Source organism: Streptomyces sp. NPDC046759, from assembly GCF_040645475.1.
Classification (GTDB): Bacteria; Actinomycetota; Actinomycetes; order Streptomycetales; family Streptomycetaceae; genus Streptomyces.
Genome location: NZ_JBEYYJ010000010.1, coordinates 64,945 through 79,189 on the forward strand (window position 1 = coordinate 64,945; position 14,245 = coordinate 79,189).

Sequence of the window (14,245 nt, forward strand, 5' to 3'; positions counted from 1 at the left end):
CTGCGAGGGGGTTCACCTGCTCGGGATGACTCGAAGCAGGGGTCAGAAGAGCAGGCCGCCCTGGTAACCGGCGTTCTGCGCCTGGTTCACGCTCGCCGTGTCACAGGCGGCGTAGTGCGAGTTCGGCACGATGGTCGCGGCACCGCCGATGGCGGCGCCGACGGCACCGTCGGACCACGGCGCGATGCAGCGGCCGTCGACGAGCGAGCCGTTGACGACGACAACCCCCTGCTGAGGGGCGTTCACGACGACCGGGGACTCCGAAAAGCCGCCACCACCAGTGACGTCGGTCGAGTTCGAGTGGGCGGAGGCAACGCCAGCGCTGCCGCAGAGCGCGCTAAGGGCGAGTGCAGTGACGACCGCGAACTTCCTGGTCAACTCGGTTCCTTCCTGGATTCACGGTAAGCCGCGCTTACATAGCAAGAAACCGAAATATGTGGCGAAAAGTCACGCGGACAACGCTCATTCGGGACGGATTCCACCGGATGGCGGAACGCCTTCTTCTGCCGATTACCCCGACCGCATGCACCGGAATAGCGCCCGACGTGCGTCCGGCCCACTGGCAAGGAGGAGTCCAGTAGGCCGGAGGCTTGAGGCATATTCCCCGGCACGCATCGGGCGCCGGAACGGGTGCGGAGCCACCGGTCCGGCCGCGCTCTCTGGGCCTGCGGCTCAGCGGCGCCGGACGAGGGTCTCACCAGGTGTCCGCCGGGGCGTTCCATCCCGCGGTACTGCGGCGTCGGCCGAGGGGCGGGGCCTGGGGCGGACCAGAACCGGATCAGAGTGTCGGGATTCCGGTCCCGTCTCTGTCTCACGAACAGAGGGGAGCACACGGCAGCGGAAGAACGGTGTACGGGAAGACTCCCGCCGCGCCGACTCCTGGAGGTTTCCGTGTCACCCGTTGAACAGGCTGCCGAGACCGGCACTGGTCGGCCCGTTCAGCGGGTGGACCTGGACGGAGCCGGTCCCGAGCGGGTTCTTCACCGGAATCGCGGGCTTCTTGCTGCCGGCGCGGCTCATACCGTCGAGGTACACACCGGAGACCTTCGCCGCCTTGTTCCTGCCGGTGACCGACGACGCCTGGTTCGCGTCGAACGCGCTGCCCTTGGTGAGGTTGCCCTGCTTGGCCACACGCATCACCGTGTCCGCCGCGGGCACGAGCGCCGGCGTCACCTCGGTCTGGGACATGAGTCCCAGCGGACCGGATTCGCGGTCAGGTGCCTTGGTGGCGGCCGACGCCGCCACCGCGGAACCACCCACAAGACCCGCACCAATGGCCAACGCCGCAGTGGTGAAAACTGCCTTCTTCATGATTCACCTCACTTGAAGTTACCTCTGATCCGACAGATGCAGAACATAGCAGTCCACAGTCCGTCCAAAGCGAGGCACTACTCCATACGCGTGAATACAAAGGGAGTGAAGAAGCGCATTACTCTGGTTTCCCTGGAGTTATTCACATGTGGTCGGCGAATCAATTGATCCTAAAAGAAAACTATGACACCACGTCTTTACGGGAGAATCCCCGAAAGGCCAGGGCGAACAGCACCAGGGCATAGGTGAGGGAGATCGCGGTGCCCTGGATCATGCCGGACCACTCCGGGTGCGGCTGGACGACGTCGGCCCAGGCGAACTGCCAGTGCGCGGGCAGGAAGTCGCGCCAGTGGCCGAGCGCGGTGACGGCGTCCAGGACGTTGCCGACGATGGTCAGGCCGACCGCGCCGCCGACCGCGCCGAGCGGGGCGTCCGTCTTCGTCGACAGCCAGAACGCGAGCCCGGCCGTGACCAGTTGGGACACGAAGATGTACGCCACCGTCACCGCGAGGCGCTGCACCGCCGTGCCGGTGTCCAGCGCACCGCCGGTGGGGATCTGCAGCGGACCCCAGCCGTAGGCAGCCGTTCCGACGGCGAGGGCGACCACCGGAAGCAGGATCATCGCGGCGAGGCTCAGCCCGAGGGCCACGACGAGCTTGGACCACAGGAGCCGGGCGCGGGGCACGGGGGCGGCGAGCAGATACCGCAGCGAGGACCAGCTCGCCTCCGAGGCGACCGTGTCCCCGCAGAACAGGGCGACCGGGATCACCAGCAGAAAGCCGGCCGAGACGAACAGGTTCACCGCGGCGAAGTTGGCGCCGGACGCGGTGGCCGTGTCCATCAGGGTGATCCGGTCGTTGCGGCTCGCCGGGTCGCCGCCGATCGCGAAGGCGATCAGCAGCACGAAGGGCAGCAGGGCGAGGACCGCCCCCATGATCAGGGTGCGGCGCCGCTTGAGCTGCCGGACCAGTTCGACGCGCAGGGGCAGGGTGTGCCGCGTCTGATACCCGGAGGCGACCTCGGTGAGCGTGCTCATGCTGAACCTCCGATCAGGGTGAGGAAGGCGTCTTCCAGGCGGCGGTGCGGGCCGACCGAGGCGACGGGCACCTCCAGCCGGACCAGCTCCACGACCAGCCGCTCGGCCGTGCCGCCTGGTTCGAGCCGGACCAGCAGCCCGTCGCCGGTGCCCACGGCGGAGGCGACGCCGGGCAGCGCGGCCACCTTCTCCACGACCGGCTCCTCGACGGGTGTGGCGGTGCCGACGAGCAGGGTGTCGCCGGAGCCGACGATCTCGCCGACCGGGCCGGCCTGGACGAGCCGGCCGCGGTCCATGACGACCAGGTGGGTGCAGGACTGCTCGACCTCGGCGAGGAGGTGGCTGGAGACGATCACCGTGCGACCGCCGGCCGCGTAGCGGATCATCACCTCGCGCATCTCGCGGATCTGCGGCGGGTCGAGGCCGTTGGTGGGCTCGTCGAGGATGAGCAGGTCGGGCAGGCCGAGCATGGCCTGGGCGATGGCGAGGCGCTGGCGCATGCCCTGCGAGTAGGTGCGCACCGCGCGGGCGAGCGCGTCGCCGAGCCCGGCGATCTCCAGCGCCTCGTCCAGGTGGGCGTCCTGGGGCGGGCGGCCGGTGGCCCGCCAGTACAGCTCCAGGTTCTCCCGGCCGGACAGGTGCGGCAGGAACCCCGCGCCCTCCACGAAGGCGCCGACCCGCGACAGCACGGGCGCGCCGGGCCGGATGGCGTGGCCGAAGACGCGGATCTCTCCGTCGTCCGGTGTGATCAGCCCCATCAGCATGCGCAGGGTGGTGGTCTTGCCCGCGCCGTTGGGGCCGAGCAGGCCGAGCACCTGGCCCTTGTCCACCCGGAAGGACAGCTCGCGCACCGCGTACCGGTCGGCGGACTTCGCGTACCGCTTGCTCAAGTCCTTGATCACGAGCGGGACTTCGGCCAGCCCGGGGTCGGGCGCGGGGCCGGCCGTCCGGCGGCGGGCGGTGAGCAGCAGGGTGAGCGCGGCCACCGCGCCGGCAGCCGGCAGCCACCAGACCCAGGCGGGCAGAGGGGCCGCCGCGGTGGTCACGGCGGGGGCCGTCGGCACGCTCAGGTCTCCCCGCAGGGAGACGGTGTAGGTGGCCGGGGCGGCCGGTGAGGCGTAACCGAGGTCGGTGGAGGCGAGGACCAGGCGGAGCCGGTGGCCCTTCTGCACCTCGTGGTCGATCGCCGGGAGGGTGACGGTGACGTCCTTGCCCGCTCTGGCGCCGGTCACCCGGAAGGGGGCGACGAGCTGGGAAGGCAGCACCTGCCGGGTGCCGTCGGGCCCGACGTCGTAGACCTTGCCGAAGAGGACGGCGTCCCCGCCGGTCGAGGTGATGTGGACGGTCGCGGTCGGGGTGCCGGTGATCTGCAGGTCCCGGGTGAGCGGCGTCGAGTCGAACTTCGCGTACTGGCCGGGGAAGTCGAGGGAGACGCCGAGGCCGAGCGCGGAGAGCTGGGTCAGACCGCCGGAGCCGCCGAGGCCGGGCAGCGCGGAGACACCGGGTGGGCTGGCGCCGGCCGGGTTGGTGACGTGCTGGGTGCCGCCGGTGAGGGCGATGCCGCGCGGGTGGTCGCGCAGGCCGGGGTAGGCGGTGGCGGACGCGCCGCGCAGCTGGGCGGTGCCGTCGGTGGAGTTCACGCCTCCGGTGCGGGTGATCCGGAAGGCGGGCCCGGTGCCGGCGCTCGTGTCGCCCTTCAGATACCGGTCGAACCACCCGCGCACGCGCGCCTGCGCCCGGCCGGTCTCCATGTCGCCGCCGTCATGGCCACCGGCGATCCAGTCGACGTCCACGGGGGCGCCGTTCGCCCGGATCGCCTTCTCGGCGGCGTCGGACTGGGCGAGGGTGAACAGGGAGTCGGTCTGGCCCTGCAGCAGCAGTGCGGGGACCTTGATGCGGGAGCCCACGGCGGACGGCGAGCGCTCCTGGAGCATCTCGCGGGCGGCCGCATCCGGGGTGCCGGACTCGGCGACCCTGTCGTACATCCGGCACAGCGCGGGCTCGAAGCGGGCGCAGCCGCCGCCGGTGTTGAGGAAGACACCGGCCCACAGTTTCTTGAACACGCCGTTCGGGAACAGGGCGTCCGCGAGGTTCCAGTAGGTGATGGCCGGGGCGATGGCGTCGACCCGGTGGTCGTATCCCGCGGCGAGCAGCGAGACCGCGCCGCCGTAGGAGCCGCCCGCCATGCCCACGCGCGGGTCGCCCGGTCTGTCGAGCTGGACCTGGGGCCGCTTCGCCAGCCAGTCGATCAGCCGGGAGACGTCGGCGACCTCGCCCCGCGGGTCGTTGAGCCCGATCTTCCCGGTGGAGCTGCCGAAGCCGCGCGCGGACCAGGTCAGGACCGCGTATCCGTCCCGGGCGAGGTCCTCGGCCTGCTGCCGCATGTCGTCCTTGCTGCCGCCGAAGCCGTGCGCCAGCAGGACGGCGGGGTGCCGTCCGGCGCCGGCCGGGGTGAAGAACGAGGTGTCCAGGTGGACGCCGTCGACCGCCATGACCTGGTCGGTCCTGTGCACCGGGGGTGTGTCACCGGATGCGGCGGCCGTCCAGGTGCCGGCACCGGCGAGCACCACGACGGCGGCCGCGGCGGCGAACAGCCGGCGCGGCCCCTTGAGCAGTCCCCGCACCGAGGGCACCCGAAGATCCATGCCCTCAACGGTACGGGCCGCCACGGACATCCAGGCAAGCCGGTGGGCTGAACGCCGGGCCCTCCCCCAGGAGTACGGGGCGGCCCGGCGTACTTCGGACGCGGTACGAAGGCCCGGCGCCGTGCGGGTGCGGCGCCGTTGCCACGCCTCCTCCTACGCCGCCGCCTCGTCGGCGAGCTGGACGTCCTCCGGGAGGGACACCAGCCAGCGGGTCTCGCGGCGCGGGCGGAGGTAGAAGGCCCAGTAGAGGGTGGCGACGGCGGTGATGCCGCCGGTCCACCACAGGTACGACGGGTCCTGCTCGACCAGGATGTAGACGAGGACGGCGATCAGCAGGACCGGCATCGCCGGCCACAGCGGCATCCGCCAGGCCCTCCTGCCGCCGTGCGCGCCGCGCCGGGCCAGCAGCGCGGCGACCGCGACCAGCAGGTACAGGCCGGTGACGGCGACGCCGGTGACGCCGTAGAGGGTGTCCAGGTCGACGAAGCAGAGGAAGGCGCCGGGGACACCGACGACGAGGGTGGCGACCCAGGGGGAGCCGAAGCGGCCGAGCCGGGAGAGGGCATTGTTGACCGGCGCCGGCCAGGCCTTGTCGCGGGCGGAGGCGAACAGGACGCGGGAGTTCTGGATGACCATGACGATGCCCGCGTTGATGATCGCGAGGGCGACGCACAGGCTGACGAAGGTGCCGACGGACGAGTTGCTCCAGGCGATGACCATGCTCGAGATGTCGCCGCCGGTCAGGGCCTTCAGGTCACCGGCGCCCAGGGTGATCGCCACGACCGGCACCAGGATGACGACGCTGGAGATGGCGAGGGTCGCGAGGACGGTACGGGCGACGTTGCGGCGCGGGTTCTCCAGCTCCTCGGAGAGGTAGACGGCGGTGGAGAAGCCCTGGGTGGCGAAGAGGGCGATGGCGAGCCCGGACAGGACCATCATGGCCGTCACGGGGTTGACGTGCGCGTGCTCGCCGGCGATCTGCAGGCTGCCGAGACTGCCGAGGCCGCGGTGGGAGTGGGTGAAGCCGAGCATGGCGACGACGCCGGCGGCGACGACCTCGAGGACCAGGAAGATGCCGGTGATCCAGGCGTTGGCGCGCAGGTCCAGCAGACCGGCCAGGGTCGCCGCGATCATCACGCCGGCCCCCGTCCAGGACGGGTCGAGGTGGACGACCGGGGCGAGGTAGTCGGCGGTGCCCATCGCGATGACCGGAGGGACGATCATCACCACGAGCAGCGACATCACGAAGGCGAGCCAGCCGGCCAGCCGTCCGGCGAGGGTGGAGACGATGGCGTACTCGCCGCCCGCGCTGGGGATGAGGGTGCCCAGCTCCGAGTAGCAGAACGCCACGGGGATGCAGAGCAGCGCGCCGATGACGAGGCAGAGCGCCGTCGCCGTGCCCAGGCTGGAGAACAGGTCGGGCACGATCACGAACAGCGTGGAGGCGGGGGTGACGCAGGACAGTGTCAGCAGGGTGCCGCCGACGACTCCGATGGAACGCTTCAGGCCCGGTGCGGGGGCGGGCTCGGTATCGACCACGGACTTCGGGAGCGTGTCGGTCATGCGGCGGTTCCGATCGACTGGTGCGGCTGAGGGTGGGGGTCGGGAGCGCTATCGCCTCCGGCGGCTCGTCCTGCGTACGTCTCGTCCGCTCCCGGCGGTGCATAGCGAACCCCGACGAAAACCGCCGCGTCAATGGCCGTTTACCTTCGGAATCCGCACTTGGTCAGCGGCACGGGTCACACCACATTCCCAGGCCAGCAAGCCCGGTAGAGGCATCCATCAAGCCCTAGGTGATTGTGACCTTGCATTCGAAGGCAATTCCCTCATAACCCCTTCATCATCCGTTTCGTCCGCCGTGAACGGGAACCGCAGCGAAGGTGTCAAAAAAATGTCAGGCCGTCCGGTATCCGGACGGCCTGACGTCGGGTTCTTGCTACGGTCAGTGGTTGCGCGGGAAGCCCAGGTCCACGCCCGCCGGGGCGTCGGCCGGGTCGGGCCAGCGCGTGGTGACGACCTTGCCGCGGGTGTAGAAGTGCGTGCCGTCGTTGCCGTAGATGTGGTGGTCGCCGAAGAGCGAGTCCTTCCAGCCACCGAAGGAGTGGTAACCGACCGGCACCGGGATCGGCACGTTCACGCCGACCATGCCGGCCTCGATCTCCAGCTGGAAGCGGCGGGCCGCGCCGCCGTCCCGGGTGAAGATCGCGGTGCCGTTGCCGAAGGGGGACGCGTTGATCAGCGCGACGCCCTCGTCGTACGAGTCCACGCGCAGCACGCACAGCACCGGGCCGAAGATCTCGTCCTGGTAGGCCTTCGCGCTGGTCGGCACCTTGTCCAGCAGCGAGATGCCGATCCAGTGACCGTCCTCGAAGCCCTCCACGGTGCAGCCGGTGCCGTCGAGCACCACCTCGGCGCCCTCGGAGGCCGCGTTCTCGACGTAGGACGCCACCTTGTCCCGGTGCACCTTGGTGATCAGCGGGCCCATCTCGGACGCCGGGTCGTTGCCCGGACCGATCTTGATCTTCTCGGCACGCTCGCGGATCTTCTCCACCAGCGTGTCCCCGATCGCGCCCACGGCCACGACGGCCGAGATCGCCATGCAACGCTCGCCCGCGGAGCCGTACGCCGCGCTCACCGCCGCGTCCGCCGCCGCGTCCAGGTCGGCGTCCGGCAGGACCAGCATGTGGTTCTTGGCGCCGCCCAGGGCCTGCACGCGCTTGCCGTTCGCGGAGGCCGTGGTGTGGATGTAGCGGGCGATCGGGGTGGAGCCGACGAAGGAGACGGCCTTGACGTCGGGGTGCTCCAGCAGGCGGTCGACGGCCACCTTGTCGCCGTGGACGACGTTGAAGACGCCGTCCGGCAGACCGGCCTCGGCCAGCAGCTCGGCGATCTTGACGGAGGCCGACGGGTCCTTCTCGCTCGGCTTCAGCACGAAGGTGTTGCCGCACGCGATGGCGATGGGGAACATCCACATCGGGACCATCGCCGGGAAGTTGAACGGCGTGATGCCGGCGACGACACCGAGCGGCTGGCGGATGGAGGAGACGTCCACGCCGCTCGCGACCTGCGTGGACAGCTCACCCTTCAGCTGCACGTTGATGCCACAGGCCAGGTCGACGATCTCCAGGCCGCGCGCGACCTCGCCGAGCGCGTCGGAGTGCACCTTGCCGTGCTCGGCGGTGATCAGCTCGGCGATCTCGTCGCGGTGGGCGTCGAGCAGCGCGCGGAACCGGAAGAGGATGGTGGTCCGCTGGGCCAGCGAGGACTGGCCCCAGGTCAGGTAGGCGTCCTTGGCCGCCGCGACGGCCGCGTCCACCTCCTCGACCGACGCGAACGCGACCTTCGTGGTGACCGCGCCGGTGGCCGGGTCGGTGACCGGCCCGTACGTACCCGACGCGCCTTCGACGGTCTTCCCGCCGATCCAGTGGTTGACGATCTTCGTCATGCCCAGAGACTCCTTATTACAGATGGCGGCGTCGGGTCGAGACGTGCCGTTCGTACAGCTCACGTGCCTTGACCGCCGACGGTCGGGTCGCGGTCTCGGCCACAGGAACATCCCACCAGGCCTGCGCCGGAGGCGCGCCCGACACAGTGTCGGACGTTTCGGTCTCCACGTAGACACATGTGGGAGTGTCGGCGGCCCGCGCCTCGGCGAGGGCCGCGCGCAGGTCCCGTACGGTCTTCGCGCGCAGCACCCGCATGCCCAGGCTCGCGGCGTTGGCGGCCAGGTCGACGGGCAGCGGGGCGCCGGTGAACGTGCCGTCGTCGGCCTGGAAGCGGTACGCGGTGCCGAACCGCTCTCCGCCCACCGACTCCGACAGGCCGCCGATGGACGCGTACCCGTGGTTCTGCACCAGCAGGATCTTGATCGCTATGCCCTCCTGCACGGCCGTCACGATCTCGGTGGGCATCATCAGATAGGTGCCGTCGCCGACCAGCGCCCACACGTTCCGCTCGGGTGCGGCGAGCTTCACGCCGAGCGCGGCGGGGATCTCGTAGCCCATGCAGGAGTAGCCGTACTCCAGGTGGTACTGGTCGTGCGACCGGGCCCGCCACAGCTTGTGCAGGTCGCCGGGGAGCGAGCCGGCCGCGTTGATGATGATGTCGGACTCGTCCACCACGGCGTCCAGGGCGCCGATGACCTGCGGCTGGGTCGGCCGTACGTCGATCTCGTCCGCCTCGAAGCAGGCGTCGACGCGCTGCTCCCAGCGCTCCTTGTCCTCGGTGTACTCGGTGACGTAGGAGTCGGCGACCCGGTGCCCGTGCATCACCAGCGCCTCGGTCAGCTCGCCCAGGCCGCTGCGGGCGTCGGCGACCAGCGGCAGCCCGGAGAGCTTGTGGCCGTCGAAGGGCGCGATGTTGAGGTTGAGGAAGCGGACGTCCGGGTTCCCGAAGAGGGTGCCGGAGGCCGTGGTGAAGTCGGTGTACCGGGTGCCGACGCCGATCACCAGGTCGGCCGTGCGGGCCAGTTCGTCGGCGGTCGCGGTGCCGGTGTGGCCGACCCCGCCGACGTCCTGCGGATGGTCGTGGCGCAGGGAGCCCTTGCCGGCCTGGGTGGAGGCGACCGGGATGCCGGTGGCCGACGCGAACTCGGCGAGGGCGGTCTCGGCGCGGCTGTGGTGGACCCCGCCGCCCGCGACCACCAGGGGCCGCCGCGCCTCCCGCACCGCCCTGACCGCCTCGGCCAGCTCGGTCGGGTCCGCGCCCGGCCGCCGTACGGTCCACACGCGCTGGGCGAAGAACTGCTCCGGCCAGTCGAAGGCCTCCGCCTGCACGTCCTGCGGCAGGGCGAGCGTGACCGCGCCCGTCTCGACCGGGTCGGTCAGGACCCGCATGGCCTGCAGGGCGCTCGGGATGAGCTGTTCGGGGCGCGTGACGCGGTCGAAGTACCTGGACACCGGGCGCAGGGTGTCGTTCACCGACACATCGCCCGCGTACGGGACCTCCAGCTGCTGCAGGACCGGGTCGGCGGGGCGGGTGGCGAAGACGTCGCCGGGCAGGAGCAGCACCGGCAGGTGGTTGATGGTGGCGAGGGCGGCGCCGGTGACGAGGTTGGTGGCCCCGGGGCCGATCGACGTCGTCACCGCGTGCGTGGACAGGCGGCCCGACTGGCGGGCGTAGCCGACGGCCGCGTGCACCATGGACTGCTCGTTGCGGCCCTGGTGGTAGGGCATGACGTCCGCGTACTCGATCAGGGCCTGGCCGAGCCCCGCGACGTTGCCGTGGCCGAAGATGCCCCAGGTGGCACCGATCAGCCGCTGCCGCTCGCCGTCGCGTTCGGTGTACTGCGCGGCGAGGAAGCGGACGAGTGCCTGGGCGGCGGTCAGCCGGATCGTCATCGGTAGCCCCCTGTGCTGTCTACGTGGTCGGGGTGGAAGCAGATCCGCCACTCCCGGGTCTCGCCCGGGCCGGCCATCACGTTCAGGTAGTACATGTCGTGCCCGGGCTGGGCGATCGACGGGCCGTGCCAGCCGTCGGGGACGAGCACGGTGTCGCCGGAACGGACCTCGGCGAGGACGTCCGCGCCGCCCTCGCGCGAGGGGAACACGCGCTGGTAGCCGAGACCGTTCGGGCCGGCGATCTCGAAGTAGTAGATCTCCTCCAGCTCGGACTCCTCGCCCGGCCGGTGCTCGTCGTGCTTGTGCGGCGGGTACGACGACCAGTTGCCGCCCGGTGTGATCACCTCGACGGCGATCAGGCTGTCGCAGTCGAACGAGTCCGCCGAGGCGAAGTTGCGCACCCGGCGGGCGCAGGTGCCGCTGCCGCGCTCCTCGACGGGGACCTCCGGCGCGGGGCCGTAGCGGGCGGGGAGTCGTCGCTCGCACTTCGCTCCTGCCAGGGCGAAGCGGCCTCCCGCGCCGGAGGCGATCTGGGCCCGGGCGTCCCGGGGAACGTATGCGAAGTCGGAGACGTCCGCGAACACGCTTTCCCGCCCCAGGAGTTGGAACTCGTCCTTCCCGGTTGATGCCGTCTCAATTTGTACGGTACATCCGCCTTCCAGCGGAAGCACGATCCACTCGCTGTCGCCGGTGGTGAACATATGGCTGCCGCCGGGCGCCAACTCGACCACGCGCAGGCTGCTGTGTGTCCAGCCGGCCAACTTGGGGTCGATGTCGACGGCGTACTGGGCGTTCGCGGTGGTGCCCGCGGGCAGATGCAGGTCGGTGCTGGTCATGCGGCCCTCACAGCAGTCCTACGGCGGTGTCCACGGCGGCGGCCACGTCGCCGTCCGCCGGGTACAGCAGCGAGCGGCCGACCACCAGGCCGCGCACGGTGGGCAGTTGGAGCGCGCTGCGCCACTTCTCGTAGGCGGCGACCTGGTCCTCGGGCGAGTCGCCGATGTCCCCGCCGAGCAGCACGGCCGGCAGGGTGGAGGTCTCCATGACCCGGGCCATGTCGTCGGGGTTCTCGGTGACGGGCACCTTCAGCCAGGTGTAGGCGGAGGACCCGCCGAGCCCGGAGGCGATGGCGATGGACCTGGTGACCGCCTCCGCGGACAGGTCGTTGCGCACCTTTCCCTCGGGGGTACGGCGGCTGATGAACGGCTCGACGAAGACCGGCAGGCGGCGCGCGGCCATCTCGTCCACGGCGCGGGCGGTGGACTCCAGGGTGGTCAGGGAACCGGGGTCGTCGTAGTCGATGCGCAGCAGCAGCTTTCCCGCGTCGAAGCCGAGCCGCTGGATGTCCTCGGGGCGGTGACCGGTGAACCGGTCGTCCATCTCGAAGCGGGCCCCCTGCAGTCCGCCCCGGTTCATGGAGCCCATGACCACCTTGTGGTCGAGGGCACCGAGCAGCAGCAGGTCGTCCAGGATGTCGGCGGTGGCGAGGACGCCGTCCACGCCGGGCCGGGACAGTGCCAGGCACAGCCGTTCCAGCAGATCGGCACGGTTGGCCATGGCGAGCCTGCGGTCGCCGACACCGAGCGCGCCACGCGCCGGGTGGTCGGCGGCGACGATCATCAGCTTGCCGTTCTCGTTGAGCAGCGGCCTGCGGGCTCGGCGGGTGGCGGCCTCGGCGATCGCTTCGGGGTGGTGGGTGCGGATGCGGACGAGTTCGGCCACGTCGACACGGGGCCGCCGGCCGGCGTCCCCGCCCTCGGTGTGCGTGCCCGCCACCCGGCCGGCCCTCACAGGACCGCTCCGGCCTCGAGCGCGGCGGCCACCTCGTCCGCGGTGGGCATCGCGGAGGAGCACTCCAGGCGGGAGGCGACGATGGCGCCGGCCGCGTTGGCGTGCCGCATGATCCTCTCCAGGTCCCAGCCCTCGAGGAGACCGTGACAGAGCGAGCCGCCGAAGGCGTCACCGGCGCCCAGGCCGTTGAGGACCTCCACGGGCAGGGGCAGGACCTCGGCGGACTCGCCGCTCGCACCGACCGCCAGGACGCCCTTGGGTCCCTGCTTGACCACGGCGATCTCGACGCCGGCCCGGAGCAGCGCGCGGGCGGCGGCATACGGCTCGCGCACGCCGGTCGCCACCTCGACCTCGTCCAGGTTGCCGACGGCGACCGTGGCGTGGCGCAGGGCCTCGGCGTAGAAGGGACGGGCCTCGGCGGGGTCCTTCCAGAACATCGGGCGCCAGTCGAGGTCGAAGACGGTGGTGCCGGACTTGGCCCGGTGGGCGAGGGCCGCCAGGGTCGCCGTACGGCTCGGCTCCTCGCTCAGGCCGGTGCCGGTCATCCAGAAGATGCGGGTTCCGCGGACGGCGTCGAGGTCCAGGTCGTGGGCGTCGATCTCCAGGTCCGGCGCCTTGGGCTGCCGGTAGAAGTAGAGGGGGAAGTCGTCCGGCGGGAAGACCTCGCAGAAGGTGACCGGGGTCGGCAGTCCGGCCACCGGGGTGACCCAGCGGTCGTCGACGCCGAAGTCGCGCAGCGCCTGGTGCAGATAGGCGCCGAACGGGTCGTCGCCCGTACGGGTGATCACGGCGGTGTGCCGGCCGAGCCGGGCCGCGGCGACCGCCACGTTCGCCGCCGACCCGCCGAGGAACTTGCCGAAGGACGACACCTGGGCGAGCGGGACACCGGTTTGCAGCGGGTAGAGGTCCACTCCGATCCGCCCCATGGTGATCAGGTCGTAGGCCATCGGCTTCCCTTCGTCATGGCTCTCCCCGGCTTTCTAGTCCCGCACGGCGAACCCTGTCAATAGTTTGTCCAGACATTCGGACCAGTCCTTGACAGCCTCTCCGAACGGCCGCACGCTGGCGCCCATGACGTCGCTGTCACCCTCCTCCTCACTGTCCCGTATCCGCATCGGTTCGGCGCCCGACTCCTGGGGCGTGTGGTTCCCCGACGACCCCCGGCAGGTGCCCTGGCAGCGCTTCCTCGACGAGGTGGCCGACTCCGGCTACGAGTGGATCGAGCTGGGTCCCTACGGCTATCTGCCCAGCGACCCCGCGGTGCTCGCCGAGGAGACCGCACGGCGCGGACTGAAGGTGTCGGCCGGCACCGTCTTCACCGGCCTGCACCGCGGGGCGGCCGTGTGGGACACGACCTGGGAGCACGTGTCGGACATCGCGGCCCTGACCCGGGCGATGGGCGCCCGCCATCTGGTCGTCATCCCCTCCTTCTGGCGGGACGACAAGACGGGCCAGGTGCTGGAGCCGTCCGAACTGACGGCCGAGCAGTGGCGGAACCTGACCTCGCTGACCGAACGGCTCGGGCGGGAGGTGCGGGAGCGGTACGGGCTGACGATCGTCGTCCATCCGCACGCCGACACCCACATCGACAGCGAGGAGAACGTCAGCCGTTTCCTCGACGGCACGGACTCCGAGCTGGTGTCGCTGTGCCTGGACACCGGGCACTACGCGTACTGCGGCGGGGACAGCGTCAAGCTGATCGAGACGTACGGGGAACGGATCGGGTACCTGCATCTCAAGCAGGTGGATCCGGCGGTCCTGGCGGACGTACGGGCCGGGGGGACGCCGTTCGGGCCCGCCGTGGCACAGGGTGTGATGTGCGAACCCCCGCGGGGCGTCCCGGAGCTGGGTCCTGTGCTGGATGCAGCGCGGCGGCTGGGGGTCGATCTGTTCGCGATCGTGGAGCAGGACATGTATCCGTGCGAGCCGGACGCTCCGCTGCCCATCGCCCGGCGGACTCGGGCCTTCCTTCGGTCGTGCGGGGTGTAGGGGCGCTCGCCGGGGTGCCGGGTTCCGTCCGCTGCGGGTGATTCGCGTTCCGGGCCGCCCACGCGATGTCGACTGATCCGGGACCGCGTGGTTTTCACGGGCCCCGGGACCGCCCCGGCGTACGCCTTTGCGGC

The 14,245-nt window shown here is 71.0% G+C and carries 11 protein-coding genes; 1 reads left to right on the forward strand and 10 read right to left on the reverse strand.

Translation table 11 applies throughout. The annotated features are described in order from the left end of the window. Nucleotides 1-42: 42 nt before the first annotated feature. From ABZ919_RS15910 to iolC, 10 genes are all read right to left on the reverse strand, one after another. Nucleotides 43-246 (reverse strand): hypothetical protein, encoded by a 204-nt coding sequence (locus ABZ919_RS15910; protein WP_361247729.1) that lies wholly within the window; start codon nucleotides 244-246, stop codon nucleotides 43-45. Between the two features lie 648 nt (nucleotides 247-894). After that, nucleotides 895-1,188, reverse strand: a complete 294-nt coding sequence (locus ABZ919_RS15915; RefSeq protein ID WP_361247731.1) for a hypothetical protein — start codon at nucleotides 1,186-1,188, stop codon at nucleotides 895-897. Between the two features lie 304 nt (nucleotides 1,189-1,492). Continuing rightward, nucleotides 1,493-2,347 carry an ABC transporter permease gene (locus ABZ919_RS15920; RefSeq protein WP_361247733.1) on the reverse strand — a complete coding sequence of 285 codons (855 nt, stop codon included), beginning with the start codon at nucleotides 2,345-2,347 and terminating at the stop codon, nucleotides 1,493-1,495. Then, nucleotides 2,344-4,992, reverse strand: a complete 2,649-nt coding sequence (locus ABZ919_RS15925) for a CocE/NonD family hydrolase (RefSeq protein ID WP_361247735.1) — start codon at nucleotides 4,990-4,992, stop codon at nucleotides 2,344-2,346. Before ABZ919_RS15925 ends, ABZ919_RS15920 begins: the two co-directional genes overlap by 4 nt. A gap of 153 nt (nucleotides 4,993-5,145) precedes the next feature. Beyond that, a complete protein-coding gene (locus tag ABZ919_RS15930; RefSeq protein ID WP_361247737.1) occupies nucleotides 5,146-6,555 on the reverse strand; it encodes an APC family permease in 1,410 nt (469 codons plus the stop codon). Nucleotides 6,556-6,934: 379 nt separating this feature from the next. After that, entirely contained in the window at nucleotides 6,935-8,437 is a 1,503-nt protein-coding gene (gene mmsA, locus ABZ919_RS15935; RefSeq protein ID WP_361247739.1) for a CoA-acylating methylmalonate-semialdehyde dehydrogenase, read from the reverse strand. Nucleotides 8,438-8,453: 16 nt separating this feature from the next. Beyond that, nucleotides 8,454-10,331 (reverse strand): 3D-(3,5/4)-trihydroxycyclohexane-1,2-dione acylhydrolase (decyclizing), encoded by a 1,878-nt coding sequence (gene iolD, locus ABZ919_RS15940; RefSeq protein ID WP_361247741.1) that lies wholly within the window; start codon nucleotides 10,329-10,331, stop codon nucleotides 8,454-8,456. After that, complete coding sequence (iolB, locus tag ABZ919_RS15945; RefSeq protein ID WP_361247743.1) at nucleotides 10,328-11,167, reverse strand: 5-deoxy-glucuronate isomerase; 840 nt, start codon at nucleotides 11,165-11,167, stop codon at nucleotides 10,328-10,330. The genes iolD and iolB overlap by 4 nt, the downstream gene beginning before the upstream one ends. Before the next feature lie 7 nt (nucleotides 11,168-11,174). Then, entirely contained in the window at nucleotides 11,175-12,107 is a 933-nt protein-coding gene (locus tag ABZ919_RS15950) for a deoxyribose-phosphate aldolase (protein WP_361247745.1), read from the reverse strand. Nucleotides 12,108-12,118: 11 nt separating this feature from the next. Beyond that, nucleotides 12,119-13,069 carry a 5-dehydro-2-deoxygluconokinase gene (gene iolC, locus ABZ919_RS15955; RefSeq protein WP_361247747.1) on the reverse strand — a complete coding sequence of 317 codons (951 nt, stop codon included), beginning with the start codon at nucleotides 13,067-13,069 and terminating at the stop codon, nucleotides 12,119-12,121. A gap of 124 nt (nucleotides 13,070-13,193) precedes the next feature. On the opposite strand from iolC, the gene ABZ919_RS15960 reads away from it, so the two are divergent. Continuing rightward, the gene (locus ABZ919_RS15960) at nucleotides 13,194-14,111 is read left to right on the forward strand and encodes a sugar phosphate isomerase/epimerase (protein WP_361247749.1); all 918 of its coding nucleotides are present in this window, start codon (nucleotides 13,194-13,196) and stop codon (nucleotides 14,109-14,111) included. The last annotated feature ends 134 nt before the right edge of the window (nucleotides 14,112-14,245 follow it).

Excerpts from the sequence above, each read along its gene's own strand:
- ABZ919_RS15925 (WP_361247735.1), bottom strand. The coding sequence starts at position 4,992 with ATGGATCTTCGGGTGCCCTCGGTGCGGGGACTGCTCAAGGGGCCGCGC.
- mmsA (WP_361247739.1), bottom strand. The coding sequence starts at position 8,437 with ATGACGAAGATCGTCAACCACTGGATCGGCGGGAAGACCGTCGAAGGC.
- ABZ919_RS15960 (WP_361247749.1), top strand. The coding sequence starts at position 13,194 with ATGACGTCGCTGTCACCCTCCTCCTCACTGTCCCGTATCCGCATCGGT.
- iolD (WP_361247741.1), bottom strand. The coding sequence starts at position 10,331 with ATGACGATCCGGCTGACCGCCGCCCAGGCACTCGTCCGCTTCCTCGCC.
- iolC (WP_361247747.1), bottom strand. The coding sequence starts at position 13,069 with ATGGCCTACGACCTGATCACCATGGGGCGGATCGGAGTGGACCTCTAC.
- iolB (WP_361247743.1), bottom strand. The coding sequence starts at position 11,167 with ATGACCAGCACCGACCTGCATCTGCCCGCGGGCACCACCGCGAACGCC.
- ABZ919_RS15920 (WP_361247733.1), bottom strand. The coding sequence starts at position 2,347 with ATGAGCACGCTCACCGAGGTCGCCTCCGGGTATCAGACGCGGCACACC.
- ABZ919_RS15930 (WP_361247737.1), bottom strand. The coding sequence starts at position 6,555 with ATGACCGACACGCTCCCGAAGTCCGTGGTCGATACCGAGCCCGCCCCC.
- ABZ919_RS15915 (WP_361247731.1), bottom strand. The coding sequence starts at position 1,188 with ATGTCCCAGACCGAGGTGACGCCGGCGCTCGTGCCCGCGGCGGACACG.